The sequence below is a fragment of the Enterococcus nangangensis genome (assembly GCF_005405245.1).
Taxonomy (GTDB): Bacteria; Bacillota; Bacilli; order Lactobacillales; family Enterococcaceae; genus Enterococcus_J; species Enterococcus_J nangangensis.
In genome coordinates, this window is the sequence record NZ_BJDR01000001.1 from 119,571 (window position 1) to 140,930 (window position 21,360).

Consider the following 21,360-nt stretch of genomic DNA (forward strand, 5'->3'; position numbering starts at 1 on the left):
ATGCGGGTATTGTTACAAAAAGTTGCCAGCGCTAAAGTGACCGTTGCTGATGAGCTTATTGGAGAGATTAATCAAGGCTTCTTGTTGTATGTTGGTTTCACTCACGAGGACACGTTACAAAAGGCGCAAGCCCTAGCTGAAAAAATTAGTAAGTTGCGGGTCTTTGCAGATGAAAATGACAAGTTGAATTTAAATATTTTTCAAGCGGAAGGGAGCATTTTATCCGTTTCGCAGTTTACCTTGTACGGCTCTACTAAAAAAGGAAATCGTCCCAGTTTTACAGATGCGATGTTGCCAGCAGATGCCGAGAAATTATATCAAGGGTTCAATGGGCATTTGCGCAAACTCGGTTTAAGGGTAGCTACTGGTAGCTTCGGTGCCCATATGGCCGTGAGTTCTGTAAATGATGGTCCAGTGACCTTTTGGTTGGAAAATTAGCTGCTTTAAAAAAAGATTCTCCGCGAAAATTTTCGCGGAGAATCTTTTTATTATTTAGTTAACAGTTAACCCCGATGATAATAGCGACTTTCACCGTAAAAAATCGGCAACAATTCATTTAAAGTCCCGGCTAAAGGCAAGGTGGCTAATGATTCTTTAGGTAGCCAAACCAGTTCACCTTCTGTCGCCACGGTGAAATCAGTGGTCACGGTAGCTTTGAATAAGGCCGCCAGTTCCCGCTCACGACTTTTAGGTGCTAACCATTCAGCAACTCCGAGAAATTCCGGTGTAATTTTCAAACCAGTCTCTTCTAACACTTCGCGTTTGACGCCCCGCACTAAATTTTCGCCAGCTAAGACGTGACCGCCAGGAAAAGTGTAGCCAGGCCAATCTTTTTTTACGCGTTTTTGTAAGAGGACCGCGCCTTGGGGATTTTCAAGCCAACATAAAGTGGTGAGTTCCACAGGTAAAGGTTTACTCATGCAGGTCACGGGCTTTCATCAAGGTGATGGCTTGTTCCACAATTGGACCATCGCCATCATACGGTTCCACGCCGCGCCGTGTCTTTTGGGTATCTTCAGTCCCTTTACCAGCGATAATTAGGACGCGTTGATCATCGGTTTCTGTGACAGCTTGATAAATAATTTCCTTGCGCTGAGGATTTTCCACAATGGGCAGTTCTTTGGTGACATAACTTTTAATTTCTTGAATAATCTCCATGGGGTCAGCGGTGTTGGGGTTATCGGCAGTGAGATAAGCGTAGTCCATATAGTTGGTAATAATGCGCCCGAAATCTTTCCGGCGAGAAAAGGCTTTAATCCCGTTAGCGCCTACGACTAAACCAATTTTACGCTCTGGATAAACTTGTTGGACATATTTGACCACTTGTTCGACTGAAGTGTAGTTATGGGCGTAGTCGACAATCACGACGCCACCAGTTGGGGTTGTATATTGCATCATCCGCCCGGGAACTACCGTTTCAGCTAAGCCTTTAGCAATGGTAGCTTGTGGCACGTTTAATAAGCTGGCGACAGTAATGGCGGCTGTGGCGTTGTTTAAATTAAAATTACCAGGGAGAGAAATCGTATAATCGCCAGCGCTTTTAGCAAATTTTTCTTCTGCAGTGGTAATTTTTAAATCTTTAGCTAAGACGTGAGGGGTAAAGGTCAAATCTTCAGCAAAACCTTGGCTACCATAAACAGAAACGTCCGTCGTATAAAGGTGGGCGGTTTGGTAAAGTAAATCAAAATAGTCGGCATCGTGATTTAAAATCAGGTGGCGGCTATTTTTTAGTAGTTGCCGTTTGCAATAGAAATAATCATCAAAAGTAGGATGTTCAATCGGGCTAATGTGATCCGGGGAGATATTTAGAAAAATGCCGTAATCAAAAGTTAAGCCATAGACGCGGTTCACTTTGTACGCTTGCGAAGAAACTTCCATAATAAAATAATTCATCCCATGGTCCCGTGCTTGGGCCATCATGGCAAATAAATCCAGCGCTTCAGGTGTCGAGTTTACTGAACGTTGAAAAGTTTGGCCATCTAAAAAAGTTTGCTCGGTGGAGGTCATGGCCACTTTACCTGGGAAAGCCTCGCGCAAGACATTTAAGATGAAGTACAAGGTGGAAGTTTTGCCTTTGGTGCCGGTTAAGGCGATGGTGGTTAAGGTTTTGTCTGGATAGCCGAAAAAGACGCGGGCAATTTTAGCCATCGCTTTTTGAATGTCGGTGACGATAATGCCAATGCCGTTAGCTTTTTCGTAAATATTTTCGGCGATGTAACACGTGGCTCCTTGTGCTAAAGCTTGGTCTAAATATTCCGCTTTAAAATTAAGACCTTTACAGAAAAATAAAGAGTCTTGTTGCACTTTTTTTGAGTTATAAGTAATTTGGGTAAAGTTTAAAGTCGGTGCTAGTTGGGGATCAAAGTTCCACTTCCCGGCTACTAAATATTCTTTTAGTAAGTTATCTTCTTTTAAAATTTGTAAGACCGTTTGTAATGAGAGTGTCGACATGATATTCCTCCTTTAAATTCCTTGCTATTATAGCACAAGTTTTTGGCAAAAAGAAAAAGGGAAGAGACAAATTTTCCGTCTCTTCCCCGATATTTTTTGAAATGTTTTAACCTAAAACAGATACGGCAAAGCTTGGGGCATTGCTGCTAGACAAGCTACTAACTTTCACGACATCCCCAGTATGAGGGGCATGAATGTATTGACCGTCTCCAATGTACATGGCTACGTGGTAAGTACTCCCAGCACTACCCCAAAAAATTAAATCGCCAGGTTCAGCAGCGCTGACTGCAATTTTAGTCCCACTGGTTTCTTGTGGTACGGTCCATGAACCGATGGAAAGACCAGCGACATTCGTGTAAAGATAATTCATTAAACCAGAGCAATCAAAGGAACTTGGTCCTTGCGCACCCCAGACATAGGGCTTGCCTAATTGGGCATAAGCGCCACTCACTAGGCGGTTCCGTAACCCTTGTTCAGAGTTGTAAGCAGCTTGTTGGGCTTTCAAGTCGGCAATTTTAGCGTTGGCTGCAGCAATGGTTGCCTGATAACTTGCTTTACTTTGTTCTTTTTGAGCTGTTGCTGCGTTTAAGCTGCTGACTTCTTTTTGCAAATCGGCAATTTGTTGCCGTAATTGAGCAACCTTTGCTTCTTCAGCGGCTAGCTCAGCCTCATCGTCCTTTTCCGTTGTCGCCGAATTAGTGGCAGTTAAGGAAAAAGTACTTGCGACTAAAGGTTGTTGAGGAAGAGTAGCATTAGTAGTAACGGGTGCTACCACGGCAGTTTGTAAGTTGTTTAACTGCTTCTCTTCTTGAGTCAAATCCAAGCCTAAACTTTTTAACTGTTGGTTATATGTTAGCACTTGCGTCGTATTAGCCGCTTGTTCAGTAGCTAATTGAGTTAGTGCCGTATTAGCTTGCGTAATTGTTGTTTGTTCTTGCGAGATGGCCTCATCGAAGCTATCGGCTTTGACGGTAGTTGTCGTCATTAAACTAAAACCGAAGAGTACGCCCCCTAAAGTGGCCATCAAAATATTTTTTTTCTGCAAATAGTTGCGCTCCTTTAAAAAAATGGTATGAAGCTATTAAACCACATGGAGGTTGCAGCAATGTTTTCCTTAAGTTAACCTTTTATGAAAATAATTACAAGTTTACCAGAATTTTTTACATTTGTAATATTTCTCGTCGTTAGTCCGGGTTAATCGAGGCTTTGAGTTCTTTTGTGACAAAGAGAAAGGAAGTTGTCTCAGGCACATTGTTGATTCAAAAAAAGGAGGGCGACAAAATTTTTGTCACCCTCCTTAAATTTTTATTGGAAATATTCAGTTAAACCTGCCGTAATAGCGTCGGCTACTTGTTGTTGATAGCTATCGGTAATGATATAAGAGACATCACTGTCAGTGGAAAGATAACCCAACTCTAGTAAAAGCGCTGGTTGCGTATTTTCCCGCGTCACGGATAAATCATTAAAGCTCGCTCCATTATTTTTTAAAGGCAAGTCAGCTAAGTGGCGATTAACGATCGTCGCCAACTGTTGATCACGATCATAGTAATAGAAAGTGTGCGTACCAGTAGCAATGTTGGCATCTTCAGTAGCATCATAGTGAATGGAAATGAAGACGTCTGGCTTTTGTGCGTTACTCATATCTGAACGTGCTACTAAACCAACCGAAGAATCATCATCCCGGGTTAATAAGACCTTCGCACCCGTTTTCTCTAGTGCGGCTTGGACCTTTTTCACAGTAGATAAAGTTAAATCTTTTTCATTGTAGCGTTCATTTTTAGTAGAGGCACCACCATCTTCACCCCCGTGGCCGGCGTCTAACATAATCGTGGCTTCGGCAATAGAAGTGACTAGGGCATTGCTAGTTTTTTGATAATCCATTACCCAGTTGGCCACCCAACCGGTTTGTCCATCCGGCGTTTCAATCTTAAACCAGTCGCCACTAGTCTCTAAAACTTTAACGCCGATGCCTTGTTCTAAAGTTGTCACGATATCGCTGTTGACACTAGCATCTGTGCGAACGTTGGTGGAAGTTTCTCTAGTGTAAATCGTTTGCGTCTGCTGGTCACTTGCGGTCGTGGCACTACTATCTGTTGTTGCGGTACTGTCGGTAGTCGGGCTAGTCGTAATGGTTAATTCCGAAGATTTAATCCAACCTTCTTGATCATCCACTTGAACTTGGGACCAGTTGTCTTGTTGGAGGGTGATGGTGACGCTAGTTCCTTTAGTCAAAGTTTGTGTCACTTCTCCGTCACTGCTACCTGTTTTGCGCAGCTTTGTATTATCAGCTTTGACGGTGGCGGCGATATTGGTATTGGGACTAGCGGTGGTATTGCCAATTAACCAGTTGGCGATCCAGCCTTTTGAGCCGTCAGCTAAAGAAACTTTGTACCAATTATTTTTCTCTTCTAAAATAGTCAACTGTGTTCCTTGGGGGAGTTGTTGGTCAACGTTATAAGAAATTCCTGGGCCAGTTCGCAGATTGACCACAGCAGCTTCTACCACTAGTTGGTTGTCTCCCCGTAAAAGCCCGACGCCAAAGAGTACTAAGACAATAATTAATAGGTTCACTAAAAATAAGCGTAAGTGCCGCCGATCTTTGGGTTCTTGGCGCTGGTCAGGCGTTTTAATTTTTCTTTGTTCCATATAGGTAGTTCCTCGTTTTTTAATTTTATGTATATTATACAATAGTCGGGAAGTGAATGGGAACAGCTTAAAAAAATTTTTGTAAATCTTTCATAAAGCTTGACTATTGAAGCAACATCTAGTATTTTTTAATCAATAAGTAAATGCATTGATGAAGCAAGTCACTAGCTTTTTCTTTGGTAGAGAGGATGTCAAAAGCTGAAAGACATCTAAGAAAAATAGTGAAAGACACTTCGGAGTAGGCTTAAAAAGCCTCGGTAGGCGACCGTTATCCGCGTTAAAGTGGAAGACAATGGTCTTCAAACTAGGTGGTACCACGTGTGGAATGACACTCGTCCTTGAATTTCAAGGGCGAGTTTTTTTGTTATGAAGAAGGAGGAAAATTATGGCTTACCAAAGACCCAAAGGCACCAACGATATTTTACCAGGAAATTCGGAAAAGTGGCAGTTCTTAGAAGAGACAGCACGCTTGTTATTTCAAGACTATCGCTTTCAAGAAATCCGCACCCCGTTATTCGAACATTATGAAGTGGTGGCGCGGAGTGTAGGAGATACTTCAGACATCGTATCAAAAGAAATGTATGATTTTTACGATAAGGGCCAACGCCACATTACTTTGCGCCCAGAAGGAACTGCGCCTATCGTCCGGGCCTATGTCGAAAACAAATTATTCGGCCCAGAGTTTCCCAACCCTTATAAATTATATTACATTGAATCTATGTTTCGTTATGAACGGCCTCAAGCTGGCCGCTTGCGGCAATTCCACCAAATTGGTGTGGAAGTTTTCGGTTCGGAAAATCCCGCAACGGATGTGGAAACCATCGCTATGGCCTTAGATTATTTTAAACAATTAGGTGTGGAACATTTACAACTCGTCATTAACTCTTTAGGGGATAAGGAGAGTCGGCTAGCATATCGCGAGGCGCTGATTGCTTATTTAGAAAGATATGAAGCGGAACTTTCTGGTGATTCCAAACGCCGTCTCCATGAAAATCCATTGCGGGTGTTAGATAGTAAAGATCCTAAAGATCAAGCAATCGTTGCCAATGCTCCCAGCATTTTAGATTACTTAAACGAAACTTCGGCTAAACACTTCCAAGCTGTGCAAGAATTTTTAACGGCCCTAGCCATTCCTTATGAAATCGATAGCAACATGGTTCGTGGCTTAGATTATTACAATCACACGATTTTTGAAATTGTGTCTAACGCACCAGGTTTTAATGGCGTGCAAACCACCGTTTGTGGTGGCGGTCGTTATGATGGCTTAGTGGAAGAATTAGGTGGCAAACCCACGCCAGCATTTGGTTTTGCGATGGGGATGGAGCGGCTCTTAATTACTTTAGAAGCAGAAGGCATTGAACTACCCACCGTGCTGCCTCTTGATTGTTATGTGGTAGGTTTAGGAGAGACGACCAACTTAGAATGTTTGAAAGTAGTCCAAGCGATTCGTAACGCTGGTTTCAGTTGTGATCGCGATTATTTAAATCGCAAAGCCAAAGGACAATTTAAAACAGCCGCTAAAGAAGGCGCGCGTTTGGTCTTAACCATTGGCGAAACGGAATTAACCAATGGCGTAGCCAATGTCAAAAATATGGCAACCGGCAAAGAAGTCACCTATCCCTTAACGGAAATCTATCAAAACTTCCCAGAGATTTTTGAAGATCTAACGGAATTAGACTAAAGGAGTCGAAAAAAATGAAAAGAAGTATGTATGCAGGCGATGTCACCGTCGCTGAAGTAGGTCAAAGCTTAACCTTAAAAGGCTGGGTTTCCCGGCGTCGGGATTTAGGCGGGTTAATTTTCGTTGATTTAAGAGACCGGGGAGGCATTTTACAAATTGTCTTTAACCCAGAAGAAAATAAAGCAGCCTTTGACCTTGCTTTTAAATTGCGGAGTGAAGATGTCATTGAAGTGACGGGTCTAGTGCAAAATCGCGCGGAAAATGTTGTCAATAAAAAAATGAAAACCGGGGAAGTTGAAGTTCATGCAACAAGCTTAACGGTTTTAAATAAAGCGAAGACAACGCCCTTTGTCATTGACGAAGCAGGAGAAGTCAACGATGAATTGCGTTTGAAATATCGTTATCTCGACTTACGCCGGGAAAAAATGTTACACAACTTGCAGCTGCGTCATCAAGTGACGCGTTCCATTCGTAACTTTTTAGATCATGAAGGGTTTATGGATGTGGAGACACCTTACCTGACTAAGTCTACGCCAGAAGGTGCGCGGGATTACCTCGTGCCTTCCCGCGTTCATGATGGCCACTTTTATGCCTTGCCTCAATCCCCACAAATTAGTAAACAATTGTTGATGGGAGCAGGCATCGACCGTTACTATCAAATTGTGCGCTGTTTCCGCGATGAAGATTTACGAGGCGACCGTCAACCAGAATTTACCCAAGTAGATTTAGAAACGAGCTTCTTAGACGAAGAAGAAATCGAAACGTTAGTAGAAAAAATGATTCAAAAAGTAGTAAAAGAAACGGTGGGCAAAGAGATTACCTTACCTTTACCACGTTTGCCTTATGACGAAGCGATGGCGCGCTTTGGTTCTGATAAACCGGATACCCGTTTTGCCATGGAATTAGTTGATATTAGCCCATTGGCAGCCGAAGTACCCTTTAAAGTTTTTGCCGACACCATTGCTAGTGGCGGGCTGGTGAACGCCCTAGTCGCTAAAGGCGCCGCTGATCAGTATTCTAGAAAAGATATTGATCACTTAGGCGAAGTGCTAAAAGCTTATGGCGCTAAAGGTTTAGCTTGGGTAAAAGTGACCGCCGAAGGTTTCAATGGTCCCATTGCTAAATTCTTTGGGGAAAAATTTGCCGACTTGACAGCACGTTGTGAGGCGGAAGCTGGCGACTTAATCTTTTTTGTCGCCGATAAAAAAGAAGTGGTGCAAACAGCCTTAGGTGCTTTACGGAGTCGCTTAGGTAAAGAGTTAGACTTAATTGATGAAAGCAAATTAAACTTTTTGTGGGTGACTGAATGGCCAATGTTTGAGTACTCTGAAGAAGAAGGACGCTACATGTCCGCCCACCATCCCTTCACGTTGCCAAGAGCAGAAGACTTTGATAAATTATTGACGGACCCGGCAAAAGTTTACGCTCGGGCTTACGATATTGTCTTAAACGGCTACGAAATTGGTGGTGGTTCCCTCAGAATTCATCAACGTCAATTGCAAGAAACGATTTTTGAAGCGTTGGGCTTTACCAAAGAGAGTGCGCAAGAACAGTTTGGTTTCTTGTTGGAAGCTTTAGACTACGGGTTCCCACCAATGGGGGGCTTAGCATTTGGTTTGGATCGTTTAGTAATGATTTTAGCTGGCGAAAATAATATTCGGGAAGTGATGGCTTTCCCTAAAAATAGTCGGGCTATTGATCCTTTAACCCAAGCTCCTTCACCAGTCGCTGCTAAACAATTAGCCGAGTTACACATTGACATTACTAGCCTTGAAAAGGAAGACTAGAGAAAATTACTAGCAAAAGCGAAAAAAACTCAGAAAAAGAGTTTTTTTCGCTTTTTTTTCTATTATAAAAAGGGTATGATGGAAAATGACAAAATTTGAAACGAGGGTTTTGAGTGACAGCATTGTGGGAACATCTTCATCTTGATAAATATTCTAGTCGGTTATCCGCTTCAGTCGTCTATGCTTTATTAGCCAGTATTGCTTTTAACTTTTTTTATTTACCAGGCAATATTTACTCCAGTGGCGTTAATGGGGTGGCGCAGATTTTAACTTCTTTTTCGGAAAGTCTCTTTGGTATTCACGTGCCCATGTCCGTGACGTTGTTTGCTTTAAATATTCCGCTCTTTGTTTTAGCTTGGTTGAAGTTAGGGAAACGCTTCACTATTTTTACGTTTATCACCATTACCTTAACATCTTTTTTTATTCAAATTGTGCCGCAAACCCAATTGACTGCTGATCCAATTATTTGCGCGATTTTTGGGGGCGCTTTGATGGGGATTGGGATAGGCTACACGTTAAAAAATGGTTTGTCTTCTGGTGGTTTAGACATTATTAGCTTAACCATTCGCAAAAAAACCGGCAAAAGTGTCGGGTCCATTTCTATTATGTTTAACGTCGTCATCGTCTTTTTAGCTGGTTATTTGTTTGGTTGGCAGTATATGTTTTATTCTGCCTTGTCGATTTTTGTCAGTGGCAAAATGACTGATGTCATCTACACGAAGCAAAAGAAAATGCAAGTGATGATTGTCACCAAAGAACCGCACCTTGTCATTGAAGCGATTCAAGGGCGGATGCGGCGAGGCATTACGATTATCCATGATGCTGAAGGTGCGTTTAATGAAGAACCACAATCGATTCTTTTTACCGTGGTAACCCGCTATGAAATGCCTCTATTAATTGCGGCGATGAAAGAATCTGATCCGAAAGCCTTCGTCAGCATTTCCGACAACGTGCGAATTTTAGGACATTTTTACGAGGAAGAAATGTTCTAAAGTGTTTTTCTTGGAAAAATGACAGCTGTTGTGATACAGTGTTCTCATCTTTTAGGAATGTTGGTGATAAGATGGAAGCTAGTCAATTACATGTCGGCAATCAGTATATTTTTAACGGTATCAGTTTTCAGGCACTCCTTGAAGGAAAGCTGGTGAAGGTCTTAGAACACACGGCAATTTTTCAGGTGGACAGCTGCGAGCAAAAAGATCAAGAGCTATTGAATGAAAAAAATAATCTAGTCCTCGCACGTTTAAAAGATATTCAAGCTTAGAACTTAAAAACAAAAAAACAAGCTGGCTAAATTGCCGGCTTGTTTTTGTAGTGCTTAAATTGGAAAAATTATTCAGCAGGAGCTTCAGCAGGTTCTGCTGTTTCTTCTTCAGGAGCTTCTTGTTTTTCAAAGATTGACAAGATGTGCTCCTCAGCTGGGGTTACGTAAGTGTAGTCTGCAGAAGCAGGCAAATCAGCAACCGTTAAGCTGTCGCCAATTTTTAATTCGGCGATATTTACTGGGATAAATTCAGGCAATTTGTCTGGTGTAGCAGAAACTTTGACACTGTATAAAGCTTGGGCTAATTCGCCGCCAGCTTTCACGATAGCTTCTTCACCTTGAATTTGTAATTCAGCTTCCACTTCAACTACTTCATTCATGTTTACGGCAATCAATTCAACGTGTTCCCATTTTTTAGAGAAGGTGTTGGCTTGAATAGCCCCTAACAAAGCGTTGACTGCTTTGCCGTTTAGGTCAAATGATAAAACGGTGTTGGCACCATTTTCGCGAATAATTTTAGCGATTTCGCGTTCGTCGATAGCTACTGGCGTATTTTCCACTTGGTAACCATAAACGATAGCTGGAATTTTTCCAGCGTGACGGAGTTCATTACGTAATGAACGGGGCCGAGTTGCTCTTTTTTCTACTTTTAGTGATACTGACATAAAAACTTCCTCCTTTGATTTGCGCAATGGGGCGATTATGACTCCACTTTCGTAGCACATTGCGTACTCGTGCTTTTTTTATCTATCAATTCTCTAAAAAAGGAGACCTCTCTAAAGAGAAGTCTCCTAAAGTTGGCAACTAAAGTTATCTAGAAAAGCTTCGTTACAGCTGCTCCTAGAGACCTGATTGATAGTTTAATGGTAGGCCTAAATTTTTTTTTTGTCAAGTCGCATGATTATTCTTGCGGATTTGCCTCACTAGGCAGTAAAATAGTCTGGCGATTGCCATCATCATAAGCATAAACAACTGGTGGAAAACCTTCAGCGTAAGGAAAAGGCAAATCAATCCGAATAGCAATGTTTTCGCCATCTTGGCTGAAAGCTACTGTCAACTGACCTTGGCGCTCTTCTAAAGCAAAGACCAATAGGTTTGCTAGCTGAAAAGTTCCTTGTAAATCGTGATCAATGATAAACCACAAGCTATCAATAATAGGACCGGGTAAATGAGCAATCACGCCACCGGTAGCAAAGCGCGCTTTATTTTGTTGAAACATCTGACAACCTCCTTTACAATCATCTTTAGTATACCGTTAAGTCCATTTTTTTAACAAAAATCTGCACGATGAAAGGTGGAAGGAACAACTTCATGCAATTGGAAACTTTTTTACGCCACCAAGGCTATAGTAAAAAACAGATTCGCCAAAGTTTTCTACAAGAAAAAATTTTTATTGATGGGCGCACGCCACGCCGTATCGGACAAACGATTGATCCTGGCTATCAAAAGATTTTCTTGGAGGGTGAACAAATAAAAGGTGAGCGCCATCATTATTTCATTTTACATAAGCCTCAAGGTTACGTGACGAGTAGTTGGGGGAGTGTACCACAAACGGTTTACGAATTACTACCTCCTGCCTGGCGTAACGTGCCCTATGTGGGTCGCTTAGATAAAAATACTACAGGCTTACTTTTTTTTACCAACAATGGGCAGTTAGCAAAGGTGATGCAACAACCCAGTTCCCATGTGGTCAAAACATATCGCGTTACGACGTTGGAACCTTTGGCAGCAACCGACTCGCAAAAATTTCAAGATGGTATCATCATTGATGCCAATACATTGTGCCGTCCGGCTGACTTCATTCTTTGCGATGATCACACGGCGCTGGTTACTTTAACAGAAGGAAAGTTTCATCAAGTCAAGAAAATGTTTTTATCCGTCGGGAAAAAAGTTATCGCCTTAGAACGCTTAAGCTTTGGCCCCCTACAATTGCCAAAAGATTTAGGCGTGGGACAGGCACGTTCCTTAACGCTGGGAGAATTTAACCAAATTCGCGATTTTTTTCAGTAAAAGTATAGGCAAAAAATAAATATTCGCTATAATAGATAAAGAATAATCAAAAGAAAAAGGATGAAGCACATGCCAGCGGAAAAAAGACCGATTATCATTGGAGTGACAGGAGGATCTGGTAGTGGGAAAACCACCGTCTCCCGTGCGATTTTTAATCACTTCCCGGAACACTCCATTATGATTTTGGAGCAAGATTCATACTATAAAGATCAAAGTAATTTAAGTTTTGCCGAGCGACTCGCCACCAATTACGATCATCCCTTCGCTTTTGATACCGACTTATTAATTGCCGACTTGAAAAAATTATTAGCCTACGAGAGTATTGAAAAGCCCGTCTATGACTATGCTGCCCATACCCGTAGTAATGAAGTGATTCATCAAGAACCTAAAGAGGTTATTATTTTAGAAGGTATTTTAATTTTAGAAGACCAACGCTTGCGAGATTTAATGGATATTAAAGTCTATGTAGATACTGACAACGATATTTGCATCATTCGCCGCATTAAACGGGATATGGAAGAGCGGGGGCGGACCCTAGATTCAGTGGTGGAACAATATTTAACCGTCGTTAAACCGATGTATCACCAATTTATTGAGCCCACTAAACGCTATGCCGATATCATTATTCCCGAAGGTGGCCAAAATCAAGTGGCCATCGACTTATTAGCCACCAAAATTGATAGCATCTTAAATCAACATCCTTTAAAAAAAATCACGGATTAAAATGGAAAACTACGCTGAATCTTAGCGTAGTTTTTTTGTGAAAAAATTCGCGGTTTTCATTTAGTAAATGTTTATTTATTTTTACCTAGTACTAAACAATTGTTCGATTTGGTATAGTTCAGTAAAACGTTGTTTTTCGCTAATTTTAGCTTGAATTTTTAATAATATAGTGCTATCTTAAAGAAGTTTACAAAATGTCAAAGATAGACTAGCACAATTGGTCTAACCTTGCTATCATGGAGAAGAGTTAGGAGGAGATTGTCATTTATCAAGAAAAATATCTCAAACTTTTACAAGAAAAATATCAAACAAAAGAAGCAGTGCTCTCGGAGATTATTAATTTAGAAGCGATTTTACATTTACCTAAAGGTACGGAACATTTTGTGAGTGATGTTCATGGGGAGTATTTGCCTTTTCAACATTTATTACGGACGGGCTCTGGCGCGATTAAAAGTAAAATTAATGAGTTATTTGCTGACGAGCTCACTGAAGAGGCGCAAAATAGTTTAGCGACCCTTGTTTACTATCCTAAAGAAAAGTTACAACTCGTTAAAAATCAAGCAGAAGAAAAAGGGGAAGAAGATCTTAGCGCTTATTATTTTTATGCTCTAGAAAAACTTTTGCTGTTAACGAGTTATTGCGGTAAAAAGTATTCCCGTTCTAAAGTTCGTAAAGCACTGCCTAGCAAGTATCAATACATCTTAGAAGAACTCCTTACAGAAATTAAACGGGATCCCTTAGAACAAAAAAATGGCTACTGCCAAGCCATCTTATCGAAAATTGTTCAATTAGATCAAGCCGAAGATTTAATTTGTGTCTTGGCCGATACGATTTGCCGGTTAGTGGTGGATCATGTGCACGTGGTGGGAGACATTTACGATCGTGGGTCGCACCCCGAAAAAATTATGACCCGGATGATGCAACTTCCTTCAGTGGACATTCAGTGGGGAAATCATGACATGAACTGGCTAGGAGCTATTGCCGGTTCACCTCTAGCCATGATTAATGTTGTCCGCATTTGTGCGCGCTATGATAATCTTTTTATTTTAGAAGAAAGTTACGGCATTAATTTGCGCCCTTTGATTCAGTACGCTGAAAAGTATTACACCCCCAAAGAGCGCTTTGCGCCCAAAAAAAATCCCGACCATGACGAGCTTTCGCCAGAAGAAGAAGCATTGCTCAATAAATTGCAGCAAGCTAGTGCTGTTTTGCAATTTAAATTGGAAGATGCCTTAATTCAACGCCGACCAGAATTTTGTTTAGAAGAACGCCGCGTTTTACGGAAAATTAACTTTGCCGAAGCAACCGTTAATCTCCAGAATCACAGCTACTCTCTAGTGGACTTTACCCCAGCTGTTTTTGATAAAAATGACCCTGCTCTTTTGTCGGCAGAAGAAGAGCGCGTCTTAAGACAACTCTTAAACAGTTTCCAACACGCTGAAGGATTGAAACGGCATATGGACTTTCTAATGGCTAAAGGCGGGATGTATCTGTGTTACAATGATAATTTACTTTTTCATGGCTGCATTCCGTTACATTCTAATGGCGATTATAAATCGTTACGCATCGGTGAGAAGAGTTATGCAGGTAAAGCGCTACTAGATTTTTATGAAGAAAAAGTTCGCGAAGCTTATCGACATCCTAAAATTCACGATGATTTTGCTACGGATTTACTGTGGTATTTATGGTGTGGCGAGTCTTCTTCTCTTTTTGGGAAAGAAGCCATGACAACTTTTGAACGATACTATATCGCAGATCCTCGTACCCATCATGAAAAGAAAAATCCTTATTACCAGTTGCGGAATGACCCACAAGTAATCGCTGATATTTTAGTGAGCTTTGGCTTATCGAAAGACGGACATATCATTAATGGGCACACTCCTGTGAAGGAGAAAAGAGGGGAGAACCCCATTAAAGCCGAAGGTAAAATGTTAGTGATTGATGGTGGTTTTGCCAAAGGGTACCAAGCAGAAACAGGTATTGCTGGGTATACATTAGTCTTTAATAGCTTTGGCATGCAATTGGTTGCCCATCAAGGCTTTAGCTCTGTCACTGAGGTAGTGGCTAGTGGTCAAGATATTTTATCTACACGGCGACTCGTTGACGAAGTTCCTAGTCGCATGCTAATTAAACAAACGAATATTGGTAAAAAACTACAAGCTGAAAAAATAGAGCTGGAACGTCTCTACGAAAAGTTCAATTCTTAATGGTTTAGGCTTTAGTTTTTAAGGTAAAAGCGGTAGGATAGGAGTGTAAGAGGTTCCACAGTCTACTAGGAAAGAGGCGCAAGCTGATGCAATCAGTTTACTTAGAACAAATCGACACGCGAAAAGAAATCCAAAAGCTCCATGAATTAATTCAAATGGTCTGGCGGCAATATTACGGACCAATCATGGGAGAAGGTAAGGTCAATCGATTCTTAACCTTGAAACAATCTCCTGAACAAATTCAAGCTGAAATCGCCAGCGAGGCGTCTGCTTACTACTTCATTCACAGTCAACAAAGCAAAGAAATTATCGGGTATTTAGCTTATCATTTTGCTGACAATGCTTTAGTCATTGATAAGTTGTATTTGATTTATAGTTTGCGAGGTCAAGGAATCTCTCATGAAATCATTGCTTATTTTGAAGAGTTAGCTAGTGGTCATAATGCCCAAGCAATTCGTTTATGGATTAATGAAGAAAATGCTACGGGGATTGATATCTTTAAACACTTTGGCTTTACCGAATTTAATAAACGACGGACTCCTCTAGACCAAGGGTACGTTTTAAAAGAAGTCGGTCTGGAGAAAAAGATTTAGTTGCACCATTTTAGATTTTATGTTACTTTTGCTTCATGCGATGAGTCGACGGACGAGTAATCGTCCTAGCATGGACAGGGCACGTAATCTACCGGATGTAGGTGTCTGACAGCTTTTGTGGAAGAGTCTGTCATATCTTTTTAAGGTACTGTTGAGCTATAACTGGAATCTCTATGATTCTGGTTATAGCTCTTTTTATTGTTAGAAAGAAGGATTGCGCGATGAAAATTTTTATTGATGGTGATGGTTGTCCTGTAAAAAATGAAACTTTAACGGTAGCTAAACAATTTTTAATTCCTGTGGTCCTAGTGACCTCTTTTGATCACTACTCTACAAAAAATGAAGCAGAAGATTTTACTACGGTGTATGTGGATCGGGGAGTGGATAGTGCCGATTATAAAATTGTCGCTTTAACCGCGCCGGGAGATGTAGCTATTACGCAAGATTATGGCTTAGCCAGTCTTCTCTTAGGAAAGGGCGTACAGGTTTTACATCAAAATTTCGTCTACCAAAAAGAAACGATTGATTTTTTGTTACAGACTCGTTACTTAGGACAACAACAAAGAAAAAATCATCAACGACAAAAAGGCCCAGCTCCTTTTACAAAAGAAGACCGGGTAGCGTTTAAGCAGATGTTGACTGCGGTATTGCAAGTAGAAAAATAAAAACCCCCGGCTGCTCGATTCAGCCGGGGTAGTACGTTGCGGAAGGAATACCGTTAGATTAGTGGATACTTTTAGCAAAATGCAAAGTAACGGGAATTTCTTGTTCACTAACAAAAATCTTGTCTAGCTTTTGGTTCAACACATTTATTAATTGGTGTTCCTACTGGGACCGATTCTTACGCGAGGATAAGGTACATCTTCAAACTGGCACTACATCCGCTAGCTTGCTCCACGCAATTCACTATTTATCCTCAGTCAACCATTGTTACCATACATCTTACTATTGGAACAAAAGGTGAAGCTAAAGATCAACAACTTGTTGTTTCGCTGATACTCATCGAGAAATTCTTGAACTAATCTGTGGTAGTTACCTCTCCTTCCTTACACTCATAATATAGCATGAAATTAAAACGCTTGCAAAAGATAAGCCTCTGGCGATAAATTAATTTTTTATTAAGAGCTAACTGTTCTTGGCCTGTTGCAAATACTTTGGCGATAGAAAGAAGGATTGCCCCTTGAATTGCCTGTTAAATCAGGTTATCATGATGTTTAGGTCTAAAAAGAAAGGTTGAGAAAATGACAGAACCAGCAATTAAATATCGTTTAATTAAAAAAGAAAAACACACTGGCGCTCGTTTAGGAGAAATTATTACCCCCCATGGGACCTTTGAGACGCCAATGTTTATGCCCGTAGGAACTTTAGCGACTGTTAAGACCCAATCTCCTGAAGAATTAAAGGCGATGGGTGCCGGAATTATTTTATCCAATACATATCATTTATGGCTACGTCCAGGTGCAGACATCGTGGAAAAAGCAGGAGGACTTCATAAGTTTATGAATTGGGACCAAGCAATCTTAACCGATTCTGGAGGTTTCCAAGTATTTTCCTTGAGTGATATGCGTCATATTACGGAAGAGGGCGTGCATTTTAAAAATCATTTAAATGGCTCTAAAATGTTTTTATCACCAGAAAAAGCGATTCAAATTCAAAATCAATTAGGCTCCGATATCATGATGAGTTTTGATGAGTGTCCACCGTATTATGAATCTCATGAGTATGTTAAAAAATCCATTGAGCGGACTTCACGTTGGGCGGACCGTGGCTTAAAAGCGCACGCTAAACCGGCAACACAAGGACTCTTTGGTATTGTGCAAGGGGCAGGGTTTGAAGATTTGCGACGGCAAAGCGCTAAGGAATTGGTGGCAATGGATTTCCCTGGCTATTCTGTAGGGGGACTTTCCGTTGGTGAAAGCAAACCCGAGATGAATCGTGTCTTAGAATTTACGACGCCGTTGTTGCCAGAAAATAAGCCCCGCTACTTGATGGGGGTTGGTGCAGCCGATTCTTTAATTGATGGTGTGATTCGCGGTATTGATATGTTTGACTGCGTTTTACCAACGCGGATTGCTCGGAACGGGACGTGTATGACTTCCCATGGTCGTTTAGTCGTCAAAAATGCGCAATATGCTGAAGACTTCCGACCAATTGACGAAAATTGTGATTGTTACGCTTGTCAACATTATAGTCGGGCTTACATTCGCCATTTGATTAAATGTGATGAGACATTTGGTTTGCGCTTGACCTCCACCCATAATTTACATTTCTTAATTCATTTAATGCAACAAGTACGCCAAGCAATTCGGGAAGACAATTTATTGGAATTCCGCGAAGCATTTTTTGAAGCTTATGGTTTTAATCAAGAAAATGCTAAAAATTTTTAAATAAAAAAGCAAACAGACTAGTCAGGTGATTTGTTTTTTGATACAGTATTCAAGAAGACATGAGAGAAACGAGGTGAATGAAGTGGAATTAATCATTCCTTTGATTATTATGGTGGGGGCTTTGTGGTTTATGAGCCGCTCCCAAAAGAAACAACAACAACAACGTCAAACCCAATTAAACCAAATGTCCGTGGGTGATGATATCGTGACGATTGGTGGCTTGCACGGCGTGTTATCCGAAATCAATACGGAAAAGGGCACCGTTACTTTAGACTGTGAAGGAATCTTTTTAGAATTTGATCGCGCGGCAGTTAAAACGATTAAACCTAATACCTCATTACCAACTTCAAACGTTGATGATGCGGAAACGACAGATGAAGAGCACAATGATACACCAGAAGCTTAAAGCTACCTTGAGAACACCACTTTTTGTGGTGTTTTTTTTGTTTTGTAAAATGGCGAATCTTTGTTACGATGAAATAACAAGATAATCTTTTTTTATTATATTTTTATCATGTAAGCGTTAACCGTGAAATTATTCACAAAAAATGTTGACAAGGAATAAATTAGCTTGTATGATATAAATGTGAAAAGATTAACAAACTATTTTTAGTTATCCAGGAGGACACTATGACAAATGTAAAAGAATTGAAAAGAGATGAAACCCTTGATGTAACAGGAATGATTGATGAGCTAGCCACGAAAGCAAACATTGCTTTAAAAGAAATGGCTGACTTTGACCAAGAGAAAGTTGATCATATTGTGCATGAAATGGCAATGGCGGCTTTAGATAAACATATGCTTTTAGCTAAAATGGCTGTCGATGAAACCGGTCGTGGTGTCCTAGAAGACAAAGCTATTAAAAACATGTACGCCTCTGAATATATTTGGAACTCCATTAAAGATAATAAAACAGTCGGTGTTATTCATGAAGATAAACAAAAAGGCTTAATTGAAATCGCTGAACCAGTTGGAGTAGTTTGTGGGGTAACACCAACCACTAACCCAACTTCTACGACTATTTTTAAAGCGATGATTGCTTTAAAGACGCGTAATCCAATTGTCTTCGCTTTCCATCCTAGCGCACAAAAATCTTCAGCTGAAGCTGCTCGAATTGTTCGTGATGCAGCGATTGCCGCGGGTGCACCGGAAAACTGTGTACAATGGATTGAACAACCTTCCATTGAAGCAACTTCCCAATTGATGAATCACCCAGGGATCGCCATTGTCTTAGCAACCGGTGGTGCTGGCATGGTGAAATCTGCTTACTCTACTGGTAAACCAGCGTTAGGTGTTGGTCCGGGGAATACGCCAGCTTATATTGAAAAAACGGCAAAAGTGAAACGCGCAGTCAATGACTTAATTGTTTCTAAAACTTTTGATAACGGTATGATTTGTGCTTCTGAACAAGCGGTAATTGTGGATCGTGAAATTTATGCGGCAGTTAAAGCAGAGTTCCAAGCACATCAAGTTTATTTTGTTAAACCTTCTGAGTTAAGTAAATTAGAAGCAGTCGTTTTAAACGAAGGGAAATACGCAGTAAATCCAAAAGTTGTGGGTCATTCCGCGCTGGAAATTGCGGAGTGGGCAGGAATTGAAGTACCAGCGGGGACAAAATTACTAATCGCTGAACTAGAAGGTGCAGGAGCCGATTATCCATTATCTCGCGAAAAATTATCACCTGTTTTAGCAATGATGAAAGCTAAAAATACAGCTCACGCTTTAGATTTATGTGAAGCGATGTTAGATCTCGGTGGTCTAGGTCATACAGCTGTGATTCACTCTGAAGATGAAAACTTACAATTACAATTTGGGTTGCGGATGAAAGCTTGTCGGATTTTAGTAAATAGTCCAGCTGCTGAAGGCGGCATCGGTAACATTTACAACGAAATGATTCCCTCGCTAACGTTAGGTTGTGGCTCTTACGGCAAGAACTCTGTTTCTAGAAACGTCTCAGCAATCAACTTAATTAACGTCAAAACAGTTGCGAAACGGAGAAATAATATGCAATGGTTCAAATTGCCGTCCAAAATTTACTTTGAAAAAAATTCTTTACTCTATTTAGAAAAAATGCCGAAAGTTGAACGAGTTTTCTTAGTGTGTGACCCAGGCATGGTGCAATTTGGTTACGCTGATACCGTAATGGAAGTATTACGTCGTCGCAGCAACAACGTCAAAATCGAAATGTTTTCTGAAGTGGAACCTAATCCTTCGACTGATACAGTCTATAAAGGATTAGAACGCATCGTTGACTTCCAGCCGGATACTATCATCGCGTTAGGTGGCGGTTCTGCCATGGATGCGGCTAAGGGCATGTGGTTATTCTTTGAACATCCAGATACTTCTTTCTTTGGCGCTAAACAAAAATTCTTAGATATTCGTAAACGAACCTACAAAATTCCAACCGCAGAAAAAGCTCAATTCGTATGTATTCCCACAACTTCTGGGACTGGCTCTGAGGTGACACCTTTTGCGGTGATTACCGACAGTGAAACCCATGTGAAATATCCTTTAGCAGACTATGCGTTGACACCAGATGTAGCGATTGTTGACCCGCAATTTGTGTTAAGCGTGCCAGGCGGCGTTACAGCAGATACAGGGATGGACGTTTTAACCCACGCCATTGAGTCTTATGTTTCCGTAATGGCCTCTGATTATACACGAGGCTTATCGCTTCAAGCGATTAAGTTAGTCTTTGACTATTTAGAAAAATCGGTCAAAACACCGGACATGGAATCACGGGAAAAAATGCACAACGCTTCCACCATGGCGGGGATGGCTTTTGCCAATGCCTTCTTAGGAATTTGTCACTCAATTGCCCACAAAATTGGTGGTGAGTATGGTATTCCTCACGGTCGGACTAACGCTATCTTGTTACCGCACATTATTCGTTACAACGCTAAAGATCCGCAAAAGCACGCGATGTTCCCGAAATATGATTACTTCCGGGCAGATCAAGACTACGCTGATATTGCAAAATTCTTAGGTCTTAAAGGTGAAACGACGGAAGAATTGGTGGCCGCTTTAGCTACTGCTGTTCACGATTTAGGTGAACGCGTTGGTATTAAGATGAACTTAAAAGCACAAGGTGTAACGGCAGAAATTTTAGATAATACCGTGGATCGCATGAGCGAGCTCGCTTATGAAGACCAATGTACGACTGCTAATCCTAAAGAACCGTTAATCTCTGAACTAAAACAAATTATCTTAGACGCTTATGAAGATAAACAATAAACACTAAAACAGGACGCTGCGTTAGCCGTAAAGGCTAGCGCAGTTTTAGCTTTAAAACCTTAGCGAAAAAAATTTGACGCTAAACTTAACTAATTGAAATTTAACAACAGATAAAGAAGTCAGATTATTTTGGAATAAACCGATTGTTCGCTAGAAATTTTTGTAACATTATGAGAATTGCTTTGACATTTCCAATGATTTACATTATGATGCAAGAGAAATGCAGTGAAAAGATGAGTACTAAATTATTTTTTTCAAAGAGAGCGGACACTTGGTGCAAGTCAGCAAAAAAAGATTTAGGAAGATGGTCTTGGAGCGTGGAGCTGTGAATTATCAACAGTTCATGGGGAGCCCATTATAGCCGCCAGTGAGGTTGT

Annotated in this window: 19 protein-coding genes and 2 other annotated features (1 of these 21 cut by a window edge); of the genes, 13 read left to right on the plus strand and 6 right to left on the minus strand. The window is 40.9% G+C overall.

All coding sequences use genetic code 11. The features are described 5' to 3' along the window. Positions 1–438 carry a D-aminoacyl-tRNA deacylase gene (gene dtd, locus FFM57_RS00715; RefSeq protein ID WP_137598604.1) on the plus strand — a complete coding sequence of 146 codons (438 nt, stop codon included), beginning with the start codon at positions 1–3 and terminating at the stop codon, positions 436–438. A gap of 65 nt (positions 439–503) precedes the next feature. On the opposite strand, the gene FFM57_RS00720 is transcribed toward dtd, so the two are convergent. From FFM57_RS00720 to FFM57_RS00735, 4 genes are all read right to left on the minus strand, one after another. Beyond that, on the minus strand, positions 504–920 hold the full coding sequence (locus FFM57_RS00720) for an NUDIX domain-containing protein (RefSeq protein ID WP_137598605.1): 417 nt from the start codon (positions 918–920) through the stop codon (positions 504–506). Beyond that, the gene (murE, locus tag FFM57_RS00725; RefSeq protein ID WP_137598606.1) at positions 913–2,451 is read right to left on the minus strand and encodes a UDP-N-acetylmuramyl-tripeptide synthetase; all 1,539 of its coding nucleotides are present in this window, start codon (positions 2,449–2,451) and stop codon (positions 913–915) included. Before murE ends, FFM57_RS00720 begins: the two co-directional genes overlap by 8 nt. Positions 2,452–2,557: 106 nt before the next feature. Continuing rightward, entirely contained in the window at positions 2,558–3,496 is a 939-nt protein-coding gene (locus tag FFM57_RS00730; RefSeq protein WP_246023329.1) for a C40 family peptidase, read from the minus strand. Between the two features lie 260 nt (positions 3,497–3,756). After that, entirely contained in the window at positions 3,757–5,097 is a 1,341-nt protein-coding gene (locus tag FFM57_RS00735; protein WP_137598607.1) for an N-acetylmuramoyl-L-alanine amidase family protein, read from the minus strand. Positions 5,098–5,236: 139 nt separating this feature from the next. Beyond that, positions 5,237–5,440: a binding site (T-box leader), on the plus strand. A gap of 42 nt (positions 5,441–5,482) precedes the next feature. Here FFM57_RS00735 and hisS point away from each other — a divergent pair. The 4 genes from hisS (at position 5,483) to FFM57_RS00755 (ending at position 9,829) form a co-directional block, all read left to right on the plus strand. After that, the gene (gene hisS, locus FFM57_RS00740; protein WP_137598608.1) at positions 5,483–6,778 is read left to right on the plus strand and encodes a histidine--tRNA ligase; all 1,296 of its coding nucleotides are present in this window, start codon (positions 5,483–5,485) and stop codon (positions 6,776–6,778) included. 14 nt (positions 6,779–6,792) lie between these two features. Then, a complete protein-coding gene (aspS, locus tag FFM57_RS00745) occupies positions 6,793–8,565 on the plus strand; it encodes an aspartate--tRNA ligase (RefSeq protein WP_137598609.1) in 1,773 nt (590 codons plus the stop codon). Between the two features lie 113 nt (positions 8,566–8,678). After that, positions 8,679–9,557: a YitT family protein gene (locus FFM57_RS00750; RefSeq protein WP_137598610.1), complete on the plus strand. Its 879-nt coding sequence runs from the start codon at positions 8,679–8,681 to the stop codon at positions 9,555–9,557. A gap of 71 nt (positions 9,558–9,628) precedes the next feature. Further along, positions 9,629–9,829 carry a hypothetical protein gene (locus tag FFM57_RS00755; RefSeq protein ID WP_137598611.1) on the plus strand — a complete coding sequence of 67 codons (201 nt, stop codon included), beginning with the start codon at positions 9,629–9,631 and terminating at the stop codon, positions 9,827–9,829. A gap of 68 nt (positions 9,830–9,897) precedes the next feature. On the opposite strand, the gene FFM57_RS00760 is transcribed toward FFM57_RS00755, so the two are convergent. Together FFM57_RS00760 and FFM57_RS00765 are read right to left on the minus strand one after the other, a co-directional pair. After that, positions 9,898–10,494, minus strand: a complete 597-nt coding sequence (locus FFM57_RS00760; RefSeq protein ID WP_137598612.1) for a 50S ribosomal protein L25/general stress protein Ctc — start codon at positions 10,492–10,494, stop codon at positions 9,898–9,900. Between the two features lie 236 nt (positions 10,495–10,730). Beyond that, a complete protein-coding gene (locus tag FFM57_RS00765) occupies positions 10,731–11,048 on the minus strand; it encodes a DUF960 domain-containing protein (protein ID WP_137598613.1) in 318 nt (105 codons plus the stop codon). Positions 11,049–11,140: 92 nt separating this feature from the next. On the opposite strand from FFM57_RS00765, the gene FFM57_RS00770 reads away from it, so the two are divergent. From FFM57_RS00770 to adhE, 8 genes are all read left to right on the plus strand, one after another. Beyond that, on the plus strand, positions 11,141–11,839 hold the full coding sequence (locus FFM57_RS00770) for a 16S rRNA pseudouridine(516) synthase (RefSeq protein WP_170999829.1): 699 nt from the start codon (positions 11,141–11,143) through the stop codon (positions 11,837–11,839). Positions 11,840–11,908: 69 nt separating this feature from the next. Next, the gene (gene udk, locus FFM57_RS00775) at positions 11,909–12,562 is read left to right on the plus strand and encodes a uridine kinase (RefSeq protein ID WP_137598615.1); all 654 of its coding nucleotides are present in this window, start codon (positions 11,909–11,911) and stop codon (positions 12,560–12,562) included. A gap of 263 nt (positions 12,563–12,825) precedes the next feature. Then, entirely contained in the window at positions 12,826–14,769 is a 1,944-nt protein-coding gene (locus FFM57_RS00780; protein WP_137598616.1) for a fructose-1,6-bisphosphatase, read from the plus strand. A gap of 86 nt (positions 14,770–14,855) precedes the next feature. Further along, positions 14,856–15,362 carry a GNAT family N-acetyltransferase gene (locus FFM57_RS00785; RefSeq protein ID WP_137598617.1) on the plus strand — a complete coding sequence of 169 codons (507 nt, stop codon included), beginning with the start codon at positions 14,856–14,858 and terminating at the stop codon, positions 15,360–15,362. Between the two features lie 221 nt (positions 15,363–15,583). Continuing rightward, on the plus strand, positions 15,584–16,027 hold the full coding sequence (locus tag FFM57_RS00790) for a YaiI/YqxD family protein (RefSeq protein ID WP_137598618.1): 444 nt from the start codon (positions 15,584–15,586) through the stop codon (positions 16,025–16,027). Between the two features lie 576 nt (positions 16,028–16,603). Next, positions 16,604–17,749 carry a tRNA guanosine(34) transglycosylase Tgt gene (gene tgt / locus FFM57_RS00795; RefSeq protein ID WP_137598619.1) on the plus strand — a complete coding sequence of 382 codons (1,146 nt, stop codon included), beginning with the start codon at positions 16,604–16,606 and terminating at the stop codon, positions 17,747–17,749. Positions 17,750–17,822: 73 nt separating this feature from the next. Further along, positions 17,823–18,155 (plus strand): preprotein translocase subunit YajC, encoded by a 333-nt coding sequence (gene yajC / locus FFM57_RS00800; protein ID WP_307722990.1) that lies wholly within the window; start codon positions 17,823–17,825, stop codon positions 18,153–18,155. Between the two features lie 224 nt (positions 18,156–18,379). Beyond that, the gene (gene adhE / locus FFM57_RS00805; RefSeq protein ID WP_137598620.1) at positions 18,380–20,983 is read left to right on the plus strand and encodes a bifunctional acetaldehyde-CoA/alcohol dehydrogenase; all 2,604 of its coding nucleotides are present in this window, start codon (positions 18,380–18,382) and stop codon (positions 20,981–20,983) included. A 216-nt stretch (positions 20,984–21,199) separates the two neighbouring features. Continuing rightward, positions 21,200–21,360 (plus strand) — a binding site (T-box leader) (it continues 46 nt past the right edge of the window).

Coding starts and splice junctions, on each gene's coding strand:
- udk (WP_137598615.1), top strand. CDS start 11,909: ATGCCAGCGGAAAAAAGACCGATTATCATTGGAGTGACAGGAGGATCT.
- FFM57_RS00755 (WP_137598611.1), top strand. CDS start 9,629: ATGGAAGCTAGTCAATTACATGTCGGCAATCAGTATATTTTTAACGGT.
- dtd (WP_137598604.1), top strand. CDS start 1: ATGCGGGTATTGTTACAAAAAGTTGCCAGCGCTAAAGTGACCGTTGCT.
- FFM57_RS00760 (WP_137598612.1), bottom strand. CDS start 10,494: ATGTCAGTATCACTAAAAGTAGAAAAAAGAGCAACTCGGCCCCGTTCA.
- FFM57_RS00770 (WP_170999829.1), top strand. CDS start 11,141: ATGCAATTGGAAACTTTTTTACGCCACCAAGGCTATAGTAAAAAACAG.
- FFM57_RS00735 (WP_137598607.1), bottom strand. CDS start 5,097: ATGGAACAAAGAAAAATTAAAACGCCTGACCAGCGCCAAGAACCCAAA.
- hisS (WP_137598608.1), top strand. CDS start 5,483: ATGGCTTACCAAAGACCCAAAGGCACCAACGATATTTTACCAGGAAAT.
- FFM57_RS00720 (WP_137598605.1), bottom strand. CDS start 920: ATGAGTAAACCTTTACCTGTGGAACTCACCACTTTATGTTGGCTTGAA.
- FFM57_RS00790 (WP_137598618.1), top strand. CDS start 15,584: ATGAAAATTTTTATTGATGGTGATGGTTGTCCTGTAAAAAATGAAACT.
- adhE (WP_137598620.1), top strand. CDS start 18,380: ATGACAAATGTAAAAGAATTGAAAAGAGATGAAACCCTTGATGTAACA.
- tgt (WP_137598619.1), top strand. CDS start 16,604: ATGACAGAACCAGCAATTAAATATCGTTTAATTAAAAAAGAAAAACAC.
- murE (WP_137598606.1), bottom strand. CDS start 2,451: ATGTCGACACTCTCATTACAAACGGTCTTACAAATTTTAAAAGAAGAT.
- FFM57_RS00765 (WP_137598613.1), bottom strand. CDS start 11,048: ATGTTTCAACAAAATAAAGCGCGCTTTGCTACCGGTGGCGTGATTGCT.
- FFM57_RS00785 (WP_137598617.1), top strand. CDS start 14,856: ATGCAATCAGTTTACTTAGAACAAATCGACACGCGAAAAGAAATCCAA.
- aspS (WP_137598609.1), top strand. CDS start 6,793: ATGAAAAGAAGTATGTATGCAGGCGATGTCACCGTCGCTGAAGTAGGT.